Origin of the sequence: Streptomyces sp. NPDC093544 (genome assembly GCF_040683495.1) — a bacterium.
Classification (GTDB): Bacteria; Actinomycetota; Actinomycetes; order Streptomycetales; family Streptomycetaceae; genus Streptomyces.
Genome location: NZ_JBFBEA010000012.1, coordinates 271412 through 288431 on the forward strand (window position 1 = coordinate 271412; position 17020 = coordinate 288431).

Consider the following 17020-nt stretch of genomic DNA (forward strand, 5'->3'; position numbering starts at 1 on the left):
GGGCAGGACCGTACGCCATCCGGGCGAGCCGCTCCGGTGCCTGTGGATAACTCGGTACGAGCTACGCACGACTCCGCACGAGCCGGTTGTGGACAACCCGACCAAGGCCCAACTACGTGCGAGGACCTGAGACACCAGTGGGACGTGTGAGGCGGTCGTGAGGCAGTATGGCCGCGATGCGCAGAGGACTCGTACACGTACTCGCTTGGTCGCTCGCCACGGGCGCGGCGGTCACGTTGTCGTGGTGGGGTGTCCACTCGGTGATGACGGGGACGGCGTACGACCCGCCGCGCGCGCTGCCCATCACGGCGGGCGACGCTACGACGCAGGAGGCGAAGCCGCTCGCCTCCTCGACGGAGCGGGCCGAGTCGTCGAACAGCCCGTCGAGCAAGGCGCCGCACAGCCCCCAGCCGAGCCCGACCGCCTCGAAGACTCCGGGCGTCAGCCCCTCACCGTCCTCGTCCGACAGCTCGTCCGCCCAGGTCAAGAGTTATGACACCGAAGGCGGCCGGGCGGTCTTCGCGCTGGGCAAGGCGTCCGCGACGCTCGTCTCGGCGACCCCGGGCTCGGGCTGGTCGATGCAGGTGTGGAAGACGGAGACGTGGATCCGGGTGGAGTTCAGCTCGGGGGTGGACCGGCTGACGGTATTCTGCACGTGGCACGACAGCGCGCCGCAGGTGCAGGTGTACTGAGCGTCGGCCGGTGACAGCTCAGCGGAAGACCGATGGCGGCGGCGCCGGTGACGCCACCGCCGCCGCGTCCGTGACCGGTATCGCTCCCCCGGTGAAGTCGGCGAGGTCCTTGCCGTGTTCGACGCGTCCGGGGTGCGGATCGGAGGCCGCCCGGCGGGTCAGTTCGGCCAGCGGGAGCGGCTGGGCGGAGCCGACGAGGACGGCGTTTCCGAAGCGTTTGCCGCGCAGCACCGTCGGGTCGGCGATCAGCGCGAGTTCGGGGAAGACGGCCGCGGCGGTGGCGATCTGGCCGCGCAGATGCGCGAGCGGCGGGCCGTCGGCGAGGTTGGCGGCGTACAGGCCGTCCGGTTTGACGGCCCTGCGGACGTCGGTGAGGAATTCGACCGAGGTGAGGTGGGCCGGCGTGCGTGCCCCGCTGAACACATCCGCGATCACCAGGTCCGCCCAGCCGTCCGGCACCTTCGCGAGCCCTTCACGGGCGTCCATGGAACGCACCCGGATGCGGGCGCCGGGGTCCAACGGCAGCTCGCGGCGGACGAGTTGGACGAGAGCCTCGTCGCGTTCGATGACCTGCTGGGTGGAGCGGGGGCGGGTCGCGGCGGTGTAGCGGGCGAGGGTGAGGGCGCCGCCGCCGAGGTGCACCGCGTGCACGGGCTTGCCGGGCGGGGCGACGAGGTCGATGACGTGTCCGAGGCGGCGCTGGTACTCGAAGTTCAGATACCGGGGGTCGTCGAGGTCGACGTGCGACTGCGGGGCGCCGTCGATCAGCAGGGTCCATGCGCGCGCCCGGTCCCGGTCGGGCATCAGCTCGGCGAGCCCGCCGTCGACCGCCTCGACGACGGCTTGAGCGGCGGCCGCCTGCCCGCGCCGCGAGCCACGCCCGGCGTCACGACCCGCGTCGCGCCCGTCGTCGGACCGCTTGTTCCTCGCCCTTGCCATCCCGCCATTATCGGGGCGTACGGGCGGGTCGGCTCAGCGGCGGATTCAGTGGTGGATTCAGTGGCGGCCTTTTGGGCGCCTCAGCGGCAGTTGTCCGCCGCCTCGATGAGCCGCGCCGCCTCGCCGAGGGCCGCCCGCAGCACCGCCGGGTCGGTCGCGAGGTCCGCGTCGCCCGGCGGAAGGAGCCAGTCCGAACCCTCGACCGGGGGTTCGGGGGCCAGTCTGAGGCCGCGGCCATTGGTGTGCGTACAGGTGCTGCCCGGCATGTCCCAGGCGTCCGCGGTGCCGGGCGGCACCAGGAAGCCGAGAGTGTCGCAGCCGTCGTCGTGCAGCACGGGTCCGACGGCGTCGCCGGAGCCACGGCGCAGGATGTCGACCGCCTCCAGGCCCTGCCGCGTCGGCACCGTCACCAGATCGCAGTCGGCGACCGGCTCCGGTGGAGCGCTGCACTCCGGCGACGGCCGGTGCTGCGCGGTCGACAGCGACCTACGGAACTCGGTGGTCTGCCTGGTCTCCATCCCGGCCTCCAACACGGAACCCTCCTCCTGACGAGTGGGTCGGGAGTTCGGGTGGGGCTCCCGGTCCGCAGGGTTCAACGCGCCAGAACGTCAACGGCTACGGCGTAACACCGCCGCAAAGGATGGCAGTTCATGGCAGATCGTGGATGAGATATCCGGTTTGTAGCCAAACCCAGCGTGGTGGCACCGTCACAGCAGGTACGTTCTTGCTCCGCCGGACGCAGGGCGCCCATAGGACACAACCCGGGTAACTCGCCTTGAATCCGGCACGGTTCGACGGTTCGCAAGAGAGGGCCCGACCATGGCGTCGTCAACGGTGACCTCGTCCCAGCCCCCCAGGCCATCGCGGCCGAACCTCGCCTTCCGGCGGCTGCGTGCGCAGCGCTCGCCAGGCGAGTTCGCCGCGGCGGTGCGGCGGGCCGCGCGTGAGATCGGCGAGCGGGTCAGCTGCGACGCCCGCTACATCGGGCGCGTCGAGGCGGGCGAGATCCGATGTCCCAACTACGCGTACGAGCGGGTGTTCCTGCATATGTTCCCCGGCCGCACGCTCACCGACCTGGGCTTCGCGCCCCGCTCATCGGTACGCGGGCGCGGGGCGCGTGACATGGACGAAGCGCTCCCTGCGCACACTGCGCGCCCTTTGCACGCCTCACCTGAGACGGAGGGGGCGTGCGAGACGTATGAGACGTACGAAGCGCAAGACCGGACGTATGAAGCGCAAGACCTTCGATACGGCCCGCATAACCCGCACGATCCGTGCCACTCGTACGACCCGCACGATCCGTACGAGAACCACGAACAGAACCACGAGGAGAGCGACGTGCAGCGTCGCGCATTCATGACGGGAGGCACCGCCACTGTGGCGGCCGCCTCACTGGCGCCCTTCGGGGTCGCGTTCGGCTCCCCCGCCGCGGCCGCGGACCGGCGTGTCCACCGGGCGGGAACGTCCGAGGCCGGCGCTCTCGAAGAGGCCGTACGCAAGATCCGGCTGCTCGACGACCGGCACGGCGCCGACGGTCTCTACCGGCGGGCGGCGACGCCGCTGCGGACGGCGTACGAGTTGCTCGACGCGGGCACCACCCGGCAGGCGACCGCCGACCGGCTGTACGCGGGGGCGGGTGAACTGGCCATCTCGGTGGGGTGGCTGGCGCACGACTCCGGGCGCTTCGACGACGCGCGCTCGCACTACGCGGAGGCGCTCGCGACCTCGCGGATGTCCGGCGACCCGGCTCTGGAGGCACACGCCTTCTGCAACACGGCGTTCCTCGCGCGTGACGCGGGGCGCCCGCGCGAGGCCGTGCGCGCGGCGCAAGCGGCGCAGCGCGTCGCGCGCCCCCTGGGTTCCCCGCGGCTGCTCTCGCTGCTCGCGCTGCGCGAGGCGGGCGGCTGGGCGGGGCTCGCCGACCGGGCGGGATGCGAGCAGGCGCTGGCGCGCGCGCAGGCCCTCTACGAACGGGGTCCTTCGGAGACGGACCCCGAGTGGATGACCTTCTACGGAGAGGCCGAACTGGAAGGTCTGGAGGCGCAGTGCTGGTCGACGCTGGGCGACTGGCCCCGCGCCGCCCGCCATGCGCGCCGGGCAGCGGCCCTTCAGGACCCGCACTTCGCCCGCAACCTGGCCCTCTACACCGCCGAACTCGCCGACGACCTCGCCCGCGGCGGGCGCCCCGACGAGGCCGCCGTCGCGGGCCTGCGTGTCCTGGACCTCCTGAACGAGGTCCAGTCCTCGCGCATCCAGACCATGCTGGCGGGAACGGCGCGGGTGCTGCTGCCGCACCGGAGGGCGTCGGGTGTCGGGGCGTTCCTGGACCGGCACGCGTCGCTGCCGCGCACGGCGTGAGGACGGCGACCGACGCCGAAGGAGCGGCGCGCCGCCTACTTGGTCAGGTGTCCGCACGCTTACGCGGTCAGGTGCCCGCACGCTTAACCGGTCAGGTGTCCGCAGTCGTTCCACGACTCGATCGCGGGCTCGCCATAGGCCCACCCGAGCATCGACAGCGAGGTCGGATTGAGGCGGACGCGAGCGGCGAAGTCGATCGGGAGGCCCAGCCAGCGGGCGCCTATGGAGCGCAGGATGTGGCCGTGGGCGAAGATCAGCACGTCACGGTCGGCGGCGCGGGCCCAGGCGATGACCTCGTCCGCGCGCGCGGAGACCTGTTCCCGGGTCTCGCCCTCCGGAACACCGTCACGCCAGATGAGCCAGCCCGGCCGGACCGCCTGGATCTCCGCCGGAGTCATGCCCTCGTACGCGCCGTAGTCCCACTCCATGAGCGTGTCCCAGGCGGTCGCGCGGTCCCCGAACCCGGCGAGTTCGCATGTCTCACGCGCGCGTGCCAGCGGGCTGGTGCGCACCTCCACCCCGGCCAGTCCGTCGAAGGGCGTCCGGTGCAGCCGTTCGCCGAGGAGCTCGGCTCCGCGCTTGCCCTCTTCCAGGAGCGGGACGTCGGTCCTGCCTGTGTGCTTGCCGGACAGCGACCATTCCGTCTGCCCGTGCCTGGCCAGCAGGATGCGCGGTGCCATGGAGAGATGCCTTTCCAATAGGTACGGGGAGGGGTTCCGGTAGGTGCGGGGAGGGAGTCGTTCAGGTGTGGGGAGAGGGTCATTCAGGTGTGCGGGGCGAGTCATCCGGGTGTGCGGGATCGGTCATTCCATCATCGCGCACCCACTCGCTTGGCAACCCGGGGGGAGATCTCTGCGTCTTTGACGACCGAGGGCGCCCGTTCGGGGAGTTCACATACACCGTAAAATCGAATGTGGCCACGGATCTTCGTGTGCAGACTGTGCAGACCTCGCTGTCGGCGGACCGTGCAGACTGTCGGGTCACCGCAAGCAGATGGGGGAGGGTGATCGGATGCCGCAGACCGATGCACCGCGAGCCGAGGCGGCACCACGCGCCCGGCTTCGCCGGTGGACCGAGCTGCGTACCTCCAGGGCATCGCAGGCCCGGCTCCGCTGGTGGACCGAGCTCCCGCTGATCCTGATGGTGTACGCGTGTTACTCGGCGGGCCGACTGCTCGCCCGGGGCAATGAGGCCGGCGCGGTCGACCACGGCCTGGAGATCCTGCGCATCGAGAAGGCCCTGCGCCTGAACGCCGAGCACCCGCTGAACCGTCTCTTCACCCGCGAGGCCTGGCTCGGCGTACCCGCCGACTTCTGGTACGCGTCCCTGCACTACATGGTCACGCCCGCGATCCTGATCTGGCTCTTCCGGTCCCGCGCCGTGCGCTATCGCGCGGCCCGCACCTGGCTGATGACCTCCACGTTCATCGGCCTGATCGGCTTCACACTGCTGCCCACCTGCCCGCCGCGGCTGCTCGACGCGAGCCACGGCTTCATCGACACGATGGCTCAGTACAGCGACTACGGCTGGTGGGCCGGCGACGCGAGCGCGCCACGCGGCCTGGGTGGCATGACGAACCAGTACGCGGCGATGCCGAGCCTGCACGTGGGCTGGGCGCTGTGGTGCGGAGTGATCCTGTGGAAGTACGGCCGCACGAAGGTGGCCAAGGCCGCGGCTGTCGCGTATCCGCTGATCACCACGATCGTCGTGATGGGCACCGCGAACCACTACTTCCTCGACGCGGTCGCGGGCGCCGTGGTGATGGGGGCCGGGCTGCTGCTGACCCCCCTCGTGATGCGGGTCGCGGACCGTGCGAGGACCAGGCTGGGCGCGCGTTTCGCGCAGGTTGTGGGCGAACGTTTCACCCGGGTCCCGGGCGCCCTGATCGCACGGGCCTCGGGCACCTCGGGCGGCGCAGGTTCCTCAATTGTCAGTGCGGGGTGCCAGACTTCCGCGGGTGAACGATTTCCCCGACAGCGCGAGTCCCGCACCGGGCCTGGAGCCGAGCCGGGTGCCGCCCCCACGGACGCGGGGGACGGCGCTGCGGCAGCGGCTCGCTGACCTGCGCGGCCCGTCCGTACCCCCCAAGGCGCTGGATGCGCGGGCCCTCGCGGCGCTCGCCGCGAACCCCGGGTGCGACCGGCGGGCTCTCCTCGACGGCGCGGGTGTCGACAAGGCGAAGCTGGCGGAAGGGCTGGGTTCGCCGTCCGCCTTCGGGCAGTCGCAGTTCGCCTTCATGCGGGGCAACGCGTTCGAGGCCCGGGTCAAGGCCGACGGGGGCGCGGAGCTGCTCCGCCTCGTGCACGAGAAGCTGGACCCCCGTGCCGAGCCGCCCGCGTCGGGGCGCGTGCCCGACCTTTCCGCGGCCGGCCCCGAGGGGCGCGCGGCCCGTACGGCCCTCGCCCTGCGCGAGGCCACCGAAGCCGGTACCTGGACCCTGCTCGACCACCCCATGGTCGCCCTCGATGTCGCCGGCTCCCCCGCCTTCCTGGAACCCGACGCGGTGGTCGTGCACCCCGACGGCAGCTGGACCGTCGTCGAGATCAAGTCCTTCCCCATGCTGGACGGTTCTGCGGATCCGGCGAAGGTGGGCGCGGCCGCGCGCCAGTCCGCTGTGTACGTACTGGCGCTGGAGGAGGTGGCCGCCCATCTCGGCGCGGCGCCGGAGGGGCGCGCCGGAGGCGAGGGGACGACCGCGCGGAGGCCCGAAGGGTCGAGCACGGTCGTCCCCTCGACACCGGCTGAGGCGCCCCGGAGGCGGAGCGCCCAAGACAGCGCCCCCGCTCCCGAGGTCCGCCATCGGGTCCTCCTGGTCTGCCCCAAGGACTTCTCCAACCTCCCGACCGCGTCCGCCGTCGACGTCCGCAAGCAGCGCGCGGTCACCCGCCGCCAGCTCACCCGCCTCACCCGGGTCGAGGACATCGCCGACGCCCTCCCCGAAGGCACGTCGTTCTCCCCCGACCTTCCTGCCGACTCCCTCACGGCCGCGGTCGAGTCCGTCCCGGCGACGTACGCCCCGGAGTGCCTGGCCGCCTGTGAGCTGGCCTTCCACTGCCGCGACCGTTCCCGCGCGGACGGCGCTGTGACGTCCTTGGGGCGCTCACTGCGGGCCGAGCTGGGCGGGCTGACGACGGTGGGCGACGTACTGGCGGCGGCCCACGGGAAGGTCGGGGACCCGGCCGATCCAGTGGTCGCGGCGCTGCGCAGGGCGGCGGAGCTGCGGGCCGAGGCGCTGGGATCCCAGCCGTCGGGCGCCGACTCATCCACAGTCCTGCCTTCGATGCTCCAGCCCTCGGCGCCCCAGTCGTCGGCAGCCCAGGAGGGGGCCGTATGTCGCTGATCGCCACCCTCGCTCGTCTCGAAGCCGTCGACAGCGGCCGGGCCCAGCGGACCGCCACCGTGCGGCACCGGCATCTCGTCGACCGGCTCCTCGTGTTCGTGCCGTTGATCACCGCCGGTGAGGCCGGAGCCCCGCTCGGGGCGCTCGTCGGGACCGAGCGGGACGCGCCACGGCTGCTTGTCGTACCCCAGCCACGCGACCGCGACCTGCGGTTCGCGTTCCTCGCCGAGCTCGCGGACGTCGTACTGCCGTACATCGACTCGTACGCGGACGTGGTGGAGGCCGCCGAGCGCAACGAGACCGACCCGGAGACCGGCAAGCGCGTCAAGGTCGAGGTCGAACTGTGCGCGGACGCACCACAGTTGATCGTGCCGAGCCGGTCCGGCGTCGAGTTCGTACGACTCCTCGGGCGCTCCATGCGGTTCCGGCGCACCGCCGAGGAGGAGCCGGAGGCGCCCCATCCGGCGCCGCCCAGGGTGCCGTTGCTCGGGCGGTGGATGACGCACTTCGGCGAGCGGGCCCGGGTGCCCGGATCCTCGCTGCTGCTCGCCCTCACCGACGTACTGTCGCGGCACTGGGCCACCGGGCAGAGCAGTCTGGAGGACCAGCACCTGGGAGCGCTGCTCGCCTGGATCGACCCGGCGGACGGCGCGTCGGGCGCGGAGGCGGCGCTGCGGGCCGAGTTGCTGCGGGACTCCCGGGGGCAGCTCGTCTGTCCGCCCGCCGGTCCCGCCACCGACCCGGCCTTCGACAACAAGCTGCTGGCCCCCGCCATCGAGCGCTACGACCGGGCGCGCACCGCACTCGCCGCCGCCGAGGACGGCATCGAGGCGGACGACCGACTCGGTGACCTCACCGCCGCCGAGCGGGAGATCCACGCCCTCGTCGAGCGCGTCACGCGACCCACCTGGGACGCCGTGTGGCGCGGCCTCGACCTGCTGCGTGAGCTGCCCGAGGGCGCGCACGCGGCCGACCGGTGGACCCGCGACCGCTGGTCGTTCACCGGCCACCGCGACCGGATCACCGCGGGCGAACCCCCGCAGCCGCGCCGCGACGACGCGGTCACCGCGGCCAACAAGCTCGCCACGCGCGAGCGTGAACAGGCCCGCCTGGAAGCCCAGGAGGCCCTGGACGACACCCTCGTGATGGCCGGACGGCGGCTCGGCGGTGAGGCCTTCGCCGGTGAGGTCATCGATGTCGTCATGGCGTACAGCGAGGGCAAGCGGCCGAGCCCGCGCCCGCTGGTCACCGTGCGGACGGACGACCGGCCGCAGCTGGGGGGACGGGCGAAGGTGTACCGGTCGTTGGGCGGGAAACCGCAGGCGGCGGAGTTCGTCGCGGCCGAGGAGGACGGCGCCCTGGTCGTTCTGCGCGTGGTCGACAAGATGGGGCGCGGCAAGGAGCCCGAGGCCGGGTCCGTGCCGGAGAAGGGGGACCTCGTCTGCTTCACGCTCTTCGAGCACGAGCAGCGGGGCGGGGCGAAGCTGCCCGACCCGGAGGAGACGCCATGGACGCACGGCGGGCCACCGGGTGAGGCCGACGCCGTACCCCGTCCCGACCCGGTGACGGAGGAGGACGTCCTGTGACATCCGTGACGACCACCGACTTCGATCCGGGCGCCGCCGCCACCCGGGCCACCGACGCGATCCTCCACGACACGCTGCACGGCACCCACCGCGGAGTCGTGGTGGACTCCCCGCCCGGCGCCGGCAAGTCCACCCTCGTCGTCCGGGCCGCGCTCGAACTGGCCTCCGCGGGGCGCCCGTTGATGGTCATCGCGCAGACCAACGCCCAGGTCGACGACCTCGTGCTGCGGCTCGCCGAGAAGGACCCCGAGCTGCCCGTCGGGCGGCTGCACAGCAGCGATCCCGACCCGTACGACAAGACGCTCGACGGCCTGGCGAACGTCCGCAAGTCCACCAAGGCGGCCGACCTCGCGGGCCTCGACGTCGTCATCTCGACCGCCGCCAAGTGGGCGCACGTCAAGGGCGTCGAGCCGTGGCGGCACGCGATCGTCGACGAGGCCTACCAGATGCGTTCGGACGCGCTGCTGGCCGTCGCGGGGCTCTTCGAGCGGGCGCTGTTCGTGGGCGACCCGGGGCAGTTGGACCCGTTCGCGATCGTGGGGTCCGAGCAGTGGGCGGGCCTGTCGTACGACCCGTCGGCGTCCGCCGTGACGACCCTGCTCGCCCACAATCCCGAACTGCCCCAGCACCGCCTGCCGGTGTCCTGGCGGCTGCCCGCGTCGGCGGCGCCGCTCGTCTCCGACGCGTTCTACCCGTACACGCCGTTCCGCAGTGGTACGGGCCACGGTGACCGGCGGCTCGATTTCGGTGTCCCGTCGGACGGTTCGGGTCCCGACCAGGTCATCGACGAGGCGGCGGAGGCGGGTTGGGGGCTACTGGAGCTGCCGGCCCGGCACACACCTCGTACGGACCCCGAAGCGGTACGGGCGGTGGCCCAGGTCGTACGCCGGCTCCTTGACCGGGGTGGCGCGGCCACGTCGGAGCGGTCCGCCGAGCCGGTGCCGCTGACCGCCGACCGGATCGCCGTCGGCACGGCCCACCGGGACCAGGCCGCCGCGGTGCGGGCCGCGCTGGCCGAGCTCGGCGTCGCGGACGTCACCGTCGACACGGCGAACCGGCTTCAGGGGCGGGAGTTCGATGTGACGGTGGTCCTGCATCCGCTCTCGGGGCGGCCCGACGCGACGGCGTTCCATCTGGAGACGGGCCGGTTGTGCGTGCTCGCGTCCCGGCACCGGCACGCGTGCATCGTGGTGTGCCGGGCGGGGGTGACGGACCTGCTGGACGACCATCCGTCCACAGAGCCGGTTCAGCTGGGGGTCACGGTCAAGTTCCCTGATGGCTGGGAGGCGAACCATTCGGTGTTGTCCCATCTGGGGCAGCATCGGGTGGCTTGGCGGCCTTAGCTCGGCGGATCGGCGATCGGCCGGCCGGTGTCGGTTCGGTCCGGTTCCTGCTTGGTTGCCCTGGAGGTTCCGGAGTGGATCACCTGGTGGTTCGGGGATGGATCACCCGGCGGTTCCGGGGTGGATCACCCGGCGGTTCCGGGGTGGATCACCCGGCGGTTCCGGGGTGGATCACCCGGTGGTTCCCGCTCGGTCCCCCAGGCCCCCGGGCCCTCTTGCGCCGCCGGGGGACAATAGACGGTGGCCCGCTCGCAAGGCGGGCCCTGAGAACCGTACGAGGAGGAGAAGACATGGCGGAGCCCACGCCGCGTCGGAACGAACCGCGGCTACGCCCCGCGCCCCTGCTCTTCGAGCCGGCGGAGGCCGCCGGCGATCCGGAGCATTTCTTCGACCTGGAGTCGATAGACGATCCGCGGGCGCTGCTGGCGCGGGCGACGGAGCTGACCCAGGCGTTTCGCGCCGCGGCTGACCGGGCCGTCGAGTTCCAGGCGATCGCCGCCGCGCAGTTGGCTGATCCGCGGCGCTTCGACCGGCTCACCGCGGCGGCGGTCGCGGAGCGGGCCGAGTGGACCGAGGACTACGCGAAGAAAATGATCGAGTTCGGCCGTGATCTGCTTCGGGGGGTGGACGGGAACGGGCGGGCGCATGGGCTTGGGCATGGGGTTGGAGACCATGCGTGATGCTGGGGCGCGCCGGGGGTGGGGTGGGGTTTTCTCCCCCTCCGCCCCTACCCGTCCCTTGTTCCTGGGGGCTGCGCCCCCAGACCCCCTGTCGCGCTGAACGCGCTCATCCTCAAACGCCGGACGGCTGAAATACCTCACCCGCACGTGGCATATGCCGGCGGGGAAGATACTCCACCCCACCCTCTCCTGTCCTGACTTTCGGCAACTCTCGGAGACCGTGCGCTCACCGCCGGTAGATGTTGTTGCCATGAGCAGCACACTGAACCCGGCAGGCAGGTTCGACATCTCGAACGTCACGTCCGAGGGTGTCGCCTGGCTCGCGTCGGCAGGAACGTACCCGCGCAGCACTCTCGCGCTCTGGGAGGAACGGCCGAGCGCCCCGGTCGTCCTGCCCTGCGGGAGCACCTTCGACGTCGTGAACGTCCCGGCGATCTTCGGGCGGTGGATGCTCGACCGGCTGTGGGACGAGGGGCCCGGCTCGGGCCCGGTGGCCGCGTACCGGGGACGGATGCTGTTGTTCGCCGCGCCCGGTACGGCACAGCGGCTGCCCTCGCTTCTCGAATGGGAGGAGTGGGGCTCCCGGAGCGACGGGATTCCGCCCCTGCTCTGCCATGGCACCGGCGACGCGGTCACCGTCCCCGCCCCGAGCGCCCAGGACTCCGGCGGGCCGGGTCCCGACAGCCGCCTGGAATCGCGCTGGCTCGTCGCCCCCGACACCCGCCATCCCTGGCTCCCCGGCCCCGAGATCCTGCTCTGGGCGGCCGTCCGGGCAGCCCGCGCGGCAGCCTCCGCAGCAGTGCGGATATCGATTTTTCCTCCCCGCGATCAGGATGCTAAGGTCTACGACGTCAGCAGGCGCCGCTAGCTCAGTTGGTTAGAGCAGCTGACTCTTAATCAGCGGGTCCGGGGTTCGAGTCCCTGGCGGCGCACGCTAGCGATGGCGAGGCGTGTTCGCGGAAAACGCGGACCGTCTCGCCATCGTCGTTTTTGCGCGGCTTCGCCGCGCGTTGCGGGGGCTTCGCCACCCACACCCCCGTCGAGGTCAGCCACAGTGAACGCCCGCTCGAAAGCTCACCCTGTCGTGATCTTCACCGTCCACGCCTCCGAAGCCGTGCGGTCCTCCACCTCGATCCGTACGTTCTCGCCGGGCACCGTGAAGGTCTCCCCGAGTGCCACCGGCGCGTCCGCGAGGGGTGGGTAGACCGAGTCCTCCCAGCAGGACTCGGAGTGGGGGTGCGCGTCGAGGACCTCGATCGGGCCGCGGCCGGAGTCGGCCTCGCTGCGGACACGGTAGACGAGGACGCCCTGCGTGCACGTCGAGCCGTCGTTGCCCGACGAGCCGCGCGCCTCGAAGGCGAGCACGCTGCCGGGCCCCGTACGGGCCACCGCCAGTTTGGTACCCCGCCCGGAACCGAAAGTCCGCGCACCGGAGCCGTCGACGCCGCCGGAACCGCTGAAGCCACCCGCTCCCGAGTCCAGAGCCCCCGCCGCACCGACCGTCGCCGGTCCCGCGCTCAACGGCTCCAGCGTCAGCCGCGTACTCCCCCGGCCCCGCACGCACGCGACCTGGCTCGGCTCCAGCCAGCCCAGCTTCCACTTGTGCCAGCCGAACAGGTCGGGGGCGAGGCCGAACTGGCTGCCCATGAGGTCCCAGTCACCGACGTAGGTGTCCCAGTCGCCCTTGCCGTCGACGGGGCGGTGGTAGAGGTCGGGGAGGTCGAAGATATGGCCCGTCTCGTGGGCGAGGACGAGGCGGTCCGGCGGGTGTTTCTCGAAGACGGTGACGACCCGGCGGATGTCCTTGCCGTCGGCCCGCAGGGGGGTGTCGAGGTTGACGACCTTCGTCGCGTCCGAGTCGACGCCCGGCGCGTCCGGGTCGGCCACGAAGTAGACGACGTCGTAGCGCGAGAAGTCGATCCGCCCGTCGGCCACGGCGATCGCGTCGCGCAGATAGGCGGAGCGGTGCGCGGAGTTCCAGTCGCGCTGTATGGCGTACGCCGTGGAGGCGTGCGGCATCCGGATCCAGTCACGCTGCGGGTGCGGGCGCAGCGTGAACTTGCCGTACGAGGCGCGCTCGAAGAAGTGACTGGTGGCCGGGAAATAGTCGGCGGTCAGTTCGGCGGGGGTGGTCTGCGGCTCCGAGTCGGGGAAGGACAGGAAGACCATCACCGCGTCGAGGGCGCGCGTCGGACGCGTGTAGGCGGCGTTCCAGGTGTCGAGGCCCTCCGAGTGGTGCGCCTCGGTCCGCTTCAGGGCGCACAGGTCCGAGCGGGGTTCGGCGAGCGCGGGACCCGGCAGCAGTGAGGTCGCGGCCAGCGCCGACATCGAGGTGAACACGGCCGCGGTACTGCGCCAACGGGGCGCCCCGTCACGGGTGAAGGCCCGCAGGACCTCACGGGTGAGCTCCTTGAGGGGGAGCGGACGCGGCACATCGACCTCCGGATGCGGATTTCAGGACACCGCACCCAGCCTGGGTCATTTCGTCATACTTTGCCCTGTTTGTCTACACCAGACGAGTGAGAGGCCACGAGAGGGCGACACCCCGAACACTCACGGAACGTCACATGCGATCGGAGGGGGAAGGAACCCGTCCAGATGCAGGCAGAAACGATCTGTCAGAACGGGTGGTTGTTCCGGGACACTGGACAGTGGCTGCAACTCCCCGGGGCCAGCCTCTATGATCGGCACACTTTCCTGCACGGCCACGGCTTGTGCGGCCGTCCACCACCGGCCGACCACCCCGAGAGACCCATACGAAGAACGAGTGCACTGCGGGAGCGAGCGGTGAGCGGAACGTCCGAAGGGCCGGCGCCTACGGCAGACTTCGTCCGGCCGGCCGTCACAGAGCGTCACATCGACCCATCTCCCCGTACGCCCGCCGGGTTGCCTCCCGGCCCCTCCGTACCCCCCGGGTCACCTCCCGGCACATCCGTCTCGACCGACACGTCCCCCGACGCATCCGCCGTCCCCGGGACACCTTCTGACGCGGCGTCACCCCGCACCTTCCAGGCCGCGTTCGCCACCGCGCCCCTCGCGATGGCCGTCGTCGACCGCGAGGGCCTGGTCGTCACGGCGAACGAGTCGCTGGGGGCACTGCTCGGCAGCGACTCCGGCACCCTCGCCGGGCGGATCGCCTCCGACCTGATGGACCTGGCGTCCGACGCCCGCACCTGGCACGCGTACCGCGAGGTGCTGCGCGGCCGGCAGGCCAGGCTGCGCTGCACGCGTCGGCTCAAGCACCCCGACGGGCACTCGCTCTGGGTCCAGGTGACGGTCGCGCCGCTGCCCGCCCAGGAGCGGGCGGTACTGCTCTCCGTCTCCGACATCAGCGCCCGGCGTGAACTCCAGTCGCGGCTGCGGCACTTGCAGATGCACGACGCGGTGACCCGGCTGCCCAACCGCACCCTGTTCTTCGAGCGTCTGACGGCCGCCCTGGAGGCGGAGGCGTACGAGGAGGGCGGCACCGGCCGGATCGGGCTCTGCTATCTGGATCTGGACGGGTTCAAGGCGGTCAACGACACCCTCGGCCATCGGGTAGGGGACCGGCTCCTCGCGGCCGTCGCGGAACGCCTCACGCGCTGCGCCGAGGAGGCGGGCCACGCACGGGCGACCACTCCCCTGGTGGCGAGACTGGGAGGTGACGAGTTCGCGCTGCTCGTCGAGGACTCCACGGGAACGGAGCAGTTGGCCGACCTCGCCGAGTCCGTCCTCAAGTCCCTTCAGGCGCCCTTCGACCTCTCCGGTCAGCGGCTGTCCGTCTCCGCGTCCATCGGTGTCGTCGAGCGCCGGGCCGCCGGGACCTCAGCGACCGGGCTGATGCAGGCCGCGGACACCACGCTGTACTGGGCGAAGGCGGACGGCAAGGACCGCTGGACCCTCTTCGACCCGGAGCGCAACGCGCACCGGATGACTCGCCAGGCCCTCTCCTCCGCCCTCCGCGCCGCCGTCGAGCGCGGTGAATTCACCCTGGAGTACCAGCCGTTGGTGGGCATGGAGGACGGCAGCGTGCGCGGAGTCGAGGCGCTCGTCCGCTGGAACCACCCCCAGTTCGGGATGCTCACGCCGAATCGGTTCATCGGACTGGCCGAGGAGGACGGCTCGATCGTGCAGCTCGGCCGCTGGGTCCTCGCCACCGCCTGCCGACAGGCCCGCCGCTGGCAGTTGGAACACCCGGACGCCGCAGCGATCTTCGTCAGCGTGAATGTGGCGGTGCGTCAGGTCTGGGACTCCGACCTGGTCGCGGACGTGGCGGAGATCCTGGCGGAGACCGGACTCCCGCCGCAACTCCTCCAGTTGGAGCTCACCGAGTCCGCGGTGATGGGCTCGGCGGGCCGTCCCCTCCAGGCCCTGCAGGCCCTCAGCGACATGGGCGTACGCATCGCCATCGACGACTTCGGCACCGGGTACTCGAACCTGGCATACCTCAGCCGGCTCCCGGTGTCGGTGCTCAAGCTGGACGGCGCCTTCGTACGGGGCTTCCAGTACGAGAGCCGCGACGGCACCGACGCCCACCCCAACCCCGCCGACGAGGTCATCGTCGAGGCCCTCATCCAACTCGCCCACCGGCTGGGTCTGACGGTCACCGCCGAGTGCGTGGAAACCGCCTCCCAGGCCTCCCGCCTGCGCGGCATCGGCTGCGACACCGGGCAGGGGTGGCTGTACTCGCGGCCGGTGCCAGCGGATCGTATCTCCGCGCTGCTTGAGGCGGCGGCGACCTGCGGTCAGGTCTGAGAGCGGGCTCAGGCCGCCTGCGGCAACCCGTACGCGTCCGCGATCAGTTCGTACGAGCGCAGGCGCAGGTCACCGCTGTGGGCGTGGGACGTGAGCATCAACTCGTCCGCGCCCGTGCGCTTCTGGAGGTCGTCGAGGCCGGCACGGACCTCCTCGGCGGTGCCGTGGATGACGTTGGAGTTCCAGGTGGTGATGAACTCCCGCTCCATGGAGGTGAATTCGTACGCCGCCGCCTCTTCCGGCGTCGGGACCAGGCCCGGGCGGCCGGTGCGCAGGCGGACCATGTTCAGGGCGGCCGCAAGGACCTGGCGGCCGGCTTCCCGTTCGTCGTCCGTGGCGAGGGCCGAGACGCCGATGAGGGCGTACGGGGCGTCCAGGACGGCGCTCGGACGGAAGAACTCGCGGTAGAGGTCCAGCGCCGGGATCGTGTTCTGGGCCGAGAAGTGGTGCGCGAAGGCGAAGGGGAGGCCGAGGGATCCGGCCAGCCGGGCGCTGAAGCCGGACGAGCCCAGGAGCCAGACCGGGGGGCGGTGCGGGGACTGGACGCCGCCGGGGGACGTCGACTGGATCGGGCCCGGGACCGCGTGGATGCGAGCGTAGGGGTGGCCGGAGGGGAAGCTGCCGTCCAGGAAGCGGGTCAGTTCCGCGAGCTGTTCGGGGAAGTCGTCGGCGCCTTCGCCCAGGCGGTCCGTGCGGCGGAGGGCCGCGGCGGTCGCACCGTCCGTGCCGGGGGCCCTGCCCAGGCCCAGGTCCACTCGGCCCGGGGCCATCGCCTCCAGGGTGCCGAACTGTTCCGCGATGACCAGGGGGGCGTGATTGGGGAGCATGACGCCGCCTGAGCCTAGGCGGATGCGGGTCGTGTGGGCTGCCAGGTGGGCGAGGATCACGGCGGGCGACGATGACGCCACGCCCGGCATGGAGTGGTGTTCGGCCACCCAGTAGCGGTGGTAGCCGCGGGATTCCGCGAGGCGGGAGATCTTGACGCTGGTCTGGAGGGCTTCGGTCGCTGTGTGGCCTGCGCCGACTGTGACCAGGTCCAGTACGGAGAGGGGGACCGGGGCGGTGCCCTGTGCCGTGCCGCGGATCTCGTCCGTCTCGTTCACCGGGGGTGCCTCCTGTTGCTCGTGCGTGACGTTGTCCGCCTCACAACAGGAGGGTGTCCCCGTTTATTCCCGGGGCGGCCCGGGCGGGGGCTGGGGCGGAACAGTTTTCGCCCCCTCCGCCCTTACCCGTCCCGTACCTGGGGGCTGCGCCCCCAGACCCCCGCTGTCGGCCTGAACGGCCTCGTCCTCAAACGCCGGACGGGCTGAAACGGGGCGGAGCCCCGGAAGGATGGGACGGGTAGGGG

Annotated in this window: 14 protein-coding genes and 1 tRNA gene; 10 read left to right on the forward strand and 5 right to left on the reverse strand. The window is 71.8% G+C overall.

Annotated features, from left to right (window positions below; genetic code table 11):
- The first annotated feature begins 176 nt into the window (after window positions 1-176).
- A complete protein-coding gene (locus tag AB0N66_RS20580; protein ID WP_365436747.1) occupies window positions 177-692 on the forward strand; it encodes a hypothetical protein in 516 nt (171 codons plus the stop codon).
- Window positions 693-710: 18 nt separating this feature from the next.
- Here the strand turns inward: AB0N66_RS20580 and AB0N66_RS20585 are convergent, their stop codons facing one another.
- Window positions 711-1631, reverse strand: coding sequence for a fused MFS/spermidine synthase (locus AB0N66_RS20585; protein WP_365436749.1), 921 nt, complete (start codon window positions 1629-1631; stop codon window positions 711-713).
- An 80-nt stretch (window positions 1632-1711) separates the two neighbouring features.
- Window positions 1712-2149 carry a hypothetical protein gene (locus AB0N66_RS20590; RefSeq protein ID WP_365436752.1) on the reverse strand — a complete coding sequence of 146 codons (438 nt, stop codon included), beginning with the start codon at window positions 2147-2149 and terminating at the stop codon, window positions 1712-1714.
- 301 nt (window positions 2150-2450) lie between these two features.
- Here AB0N66_RS20590 and AB0N66_RS20595 point away from each other — a divergent pair, with 301 nt between their 5' ends.
- Complete coding sequence (locus AB0N66_RS20595; protein WP_365436755.1) at window positions 2451-3989, forward strand: hypothetical protein; 1539 nt, start codon at window positions 2451-2453, stop codon at window positions 3987-3989.
- 83 nt (window positions 3990-4072) lie between these two features.
- Here the strand turns inward: AB0N66_RS20595 and AB0N66_RS20600 are convergent, their stop codons facing one another.
- Window positions 4073-4669 carry a histidine phosphatase family protein gene (locus tag AB0N66_RS20600; RefSeq protein ID WP_365436758.1) on the reverse strand — a complete coding sequence of 199 codons (597 nt, stop codon included), beginning with the start codon at window positions 4667-4669 and terminating at the stop codon, window positions 4073-4075.
- Between the two features lie 331 nt (window positions 4670-5000).
- On the opposite strand from AB0N66_RS20600, the gene AB0N66_RS20605 reads away from it, so the two are divergent.
- The 7 genes from AB0N66_RS20605 (at window position 5001) to AB0N66_RS20635 (ending at window position 11870) form a co-directional block, all read left to right on the forward strand.
- Window positions 5001-6050 carry a phosphatase PAP2 family protein gene (locus AB0N66_RS20605; RefSeq protein WP_365436766.1) on the forward strand — a complete coding sequence of 350 codons (1050 nt, stop codon included), beginning with the start codon at window positions 5001-5003 and terminating at the stop codon, window positions 6048-6050.
- Entirely contained in the window at window positions 6001-7329 is a 1329-nt protein-coding gene (locus AB0N66_RS20610; RefSeq protein ID WP_365436843.1) for a hypothetical protein, read from the forward strand. Before AB0N66_RS20605 ends, AB0N66_RS20610 begins: the two co-directional genes overlap by 50 nt.
- A complete protein-coding gene (locus tag AB0N66_RS20615; RefSeq protein ID WP_365436769.1) occupies window positions 7320-8915 on the forward strand; it encodes a hypothetical protein in 1596 nt (531 codons plus the stop codon). Before AB0N66_RS20610 ends, AB0N66_RS20615 begins: the two co-directional genes overlap by 10 nt.
- Before the next feature lie 5 nt (window positions 8916-8920).
- Window positions 8921-10258 (forward strand): AAA domain-containing protein, encoded by a 1338-nt coding sequence (locus AB0N66_RS20620; protein WP_365436846.1) that lies wholly within the window; start codon window positions 8921-8923, stop codon window positions 10256-10258.
- A gap of 290 nt (window positions 10259-10548) precedes the next feature.
- On the forward strand, window positions 10549-10938 hold the full coding sequence (locus tag AB0N66_RS20625) for a hypothetical protein (protein ID WP_365436772.1): 390 nt from the start codon (window positions 10549-10551) through the stop codon (window positions 10936-10938).
- A 250-nt stretch (window positions 10939-11188) separates the two neighbouring features.
- Window positions 11189-11806 carry a bifunctional DNA primase/polymerase gene (locus AB0N66_RS20630; protein WP_365436775.1) on the forward strand — a complete coding sequence of 206 codons (618 nt, stop codon included), beginning with the start codon at window positions 11189-11191 and terminating at the stop codon, window positions 11804-11806.
- A tRNA-Lys gene (locus AB0N66_RS20635) sits at window positions 11797-11870 on the forward strand. The genes AB0N66_RS20630 and AB0N66_RS20635 overlap by 10 nt, the downstream gene beginning before the upstream one ends.
- Window positions 11871-12012: 142 nt before the next feature.
- Here AB0N66_RS20635 and AB0N66_RS20640 read toward each other — a convergent pair.
- A complete protein-coding gene (locus tag AB0N66_RS20640; RefSeq protein WP_365436778.1) occupies window positions 12013-13371 on the reverse strand; it encodes a M6 family metalloprotease domain-containing protein in 1359 nt (452 codons plus the stop codon).
- A 354-nt stretch (window positions 13372-13725) separates the two neighbouring features.
- Between AB0N66_RS20640 and AB0N66_RS20645 the strand changes: the two genes are divergently transcribed.
- A complete protein-coding gene (locus AB0N66_RS20645) occupies window positions 13726-15672 on the forward strand; it encodes an EAL domain-containing protein (RefSeq protein ID WP_365436781.1) in 1947 nt (648 codons plus the stop codon).
- Window positions 15673-15680: 8 nt separating this feature from the next.
- On the opposite strand, the gene AB0N66_RS20650 is transcribed toward AB0N66_RS20645, so the two are convergent.
- Entirely contained in the window at window positions 15681-16775 is a 1095-nt protein-coding gene (locus tag AB0N66_RS20650) for an LLM class flavin-dependent oxidoreductase (RefSeq protein WP_365436784.1), read from the reverse strand.
- Window positions 16776-17020 lie beyond the last annotated feature (245 nt).